This window comes from Kitasatospora sp. NPDC091257, assembly GCF_044757675.1.
GTDB classification, from domain to species: domain Bacteria; phylum Actinomycetota; class Actinomycetes; order Streptomycetales; family Streptomycetaceae; genus Kitasatospora; species Kitasatospora lactacystinica.
Genome location: NZ_JBIVVI010001613.1, coordinates 1 through 1,614 on the forward strand (window position 1 = coordinate 1; position 1,614 = coordinate 1,614).

2 protein-coding genes are annotated in these 1,614 nt (G+C 74.9%); one reads left to right on the forward strand and one right to left on the reverse strand.

Features of this window, described 5'->3' with window-relative positions:
• Positions 1-5: 5 nt before the first annotated feature.
• Entirely contained in the window at positions 6-968 is a 963-nt protein-coding gene (locus ACIQOV_RS40735; RefSeq protein WP_359904578.1) for a helix-turn-helix domain-containing protein, read from the reverse strand.
• Positions 969-1,349: 381 nt separating this feature from the next.
• Here ACIQOV_RS40735 and ACIQOV_RS40740 point away from each other — a divergent pair, with 381 nt between their 5' ends.
• A complete protein-coding gene (locus ACIQOV_RS40740) occupies positions 1,350-1,598 on the forward strand; it encodes a hypothetical protein (protein WP_401056096.1) in 249 nt (82 codons plus the stop codon).
• The last annotated feature ends 16 nt before the right edge of the window (positions 1,599-1,614 follow it).

The following is a 1,614-nucleotide window of genomic DNA, read 5'->3' on the forward strand; positions in this document are numbered from 1 at the left end:
TCCCCTCAGCCCGCCCGGGGCTCCGGCTCGGCGAAGCAGCGCCGGTAGGCCAGCGGCGTGGTGCCCAGTCGGCGGCCGAAGTGGTGCCGCAGGGCGGCCGCGTTGCCGAAGCCGCAGCGGGCGGCGATCGCGTCCACCGGCTCGGTGGTGGACTCCAGCAGCCGCTGGGCGAGCAGCACCCGCTGCCCGACCAGCCAGCGGTGCGGGGTGGTGCCGGTCTCCTGCTGGAAGCGGCGGGCGAAGGTGCGCGGCGACATGTGCGCCCGGGCGGCCAGCTGCTCGACAGTGGCCTCCTCGGCCAGGTGGTGGCGCATCCAGTCCAGCAGCGGGGCCAGCGAGGCGTCGGCGGCCTCGGGCAGCGGGCGGTTCACGAACTGGGCCTGCCCGCCCTCCCGGTGCGGGGCCACCACCATCCGGCGGGCGATCTCCCGGGCCACCTCGGCACCCTGCACCTTGCGCACCAGGTGCAGGCAGGCGTCGATGCCGGCCGCCGTCCCGGCGGAGGTGATCACCGGGTCGTCGTCGACGTACAGCACGTCCGGCTCGACCGCGGTCAGCGGGAAGCGCTCGGCCAGCGCCGCGCTGTGCCGCCAGTGCGTGGCGGCACGACGGCCGTCCAGCAGCCCGGCGGCGCCCAGCACGAAGGCGCCGCTGCAGATGGACAGCACCCGGCCGCCGCCCTCGACCACCCCGCGCAGCGCCGCCAGCAGCGGCTCCGGGTAGTCGCGGCGGATGCTCGCCGCGGTGACCACCGCGAGGTCCGCCCCGGCGAGGCGCTCCGGGCCGTACGGGACGTCCACCGCGAAGCCGGAGTGGGTGGCGTGCGGCCCCGGACGGGCCCCGGCGATCGCGAAGTCGTAGCCCGGCAGCCCGTCGGCGGTGCGGTCCAGGCCGAACACCTCGCAGGCCACGCCCAGTTCGAAGGGGTGGACCTCCTCCAGCACCACCGCGACCACGTTCTTCAGCATGCCCACCAGGATGCCCCCGGTGCCCGCCCCGGCGGAAGGAACCGGATGGCAGGATTTCGAGGTGATCGGTCGTTCCTGCCACTCGTGGCCACGGCGCCGCCCGGCCACAGTGGTGCCCATGGACAGCGACACCCTCATCGGCGCACTCGCCATGACCGCGGCCGTCGGCGGTTTCGGCCTGCTCGGCCTCCTGATCGGCCGCGAGACCTCCAGCGGCCCGGCGGCCGGCCGCGACAACTACCACCGCCCGGGCGGCTACCCGGCCGACCCGGCCCGGCCCGAGCGGCTGTACGGCACCGCCGACCCGGCCGCGGCCCCGGTCCCTACGAGCCGTTCGACCCCGGAGGACCGCCCCGACCAGGGCTCCGGCACACTGGCCCGATGGACTTCCTCATCCGCCAGGCCCTCCCCGAGGACCTCACCGACGCCGGTCGGATCACCGTCGAGGCCTTCGTCGGCGACGGCTTCACCAACCCCACGAGCACCTATGTCGAGCTGCTGCGCGACGCCGGGCGACGGGCCCGGGAGGCCGAACTCCTGGTCGCCGTCGACGCACACCTAAATGATCTTGATTGCTTCGTCCCACACGTTGCCTCCGTCCGCCCAGGTCCACAGCCATTGGCGCAGTGACGGTGCGGCGTAGCAC

What these genes read in the sequence shown, in the direction of transcription:
- ACIQOV_RS40735 (WP_359904578.1), bottom strand. Translation starts at nt 968, where the DNA reads ATGCTGAAGAACGTGGTCGCGGTGGTGCTGGAGGAGGTCCACCCCTTC.
- ACIQOV_RS40740 (WP_401056096.1), top strand. Translation starts at nt 1,350, where the DNA reads ATGGACTTCCTCATCCGCCAGGCCCTCCCCGAGGACCTCACCGACGCC.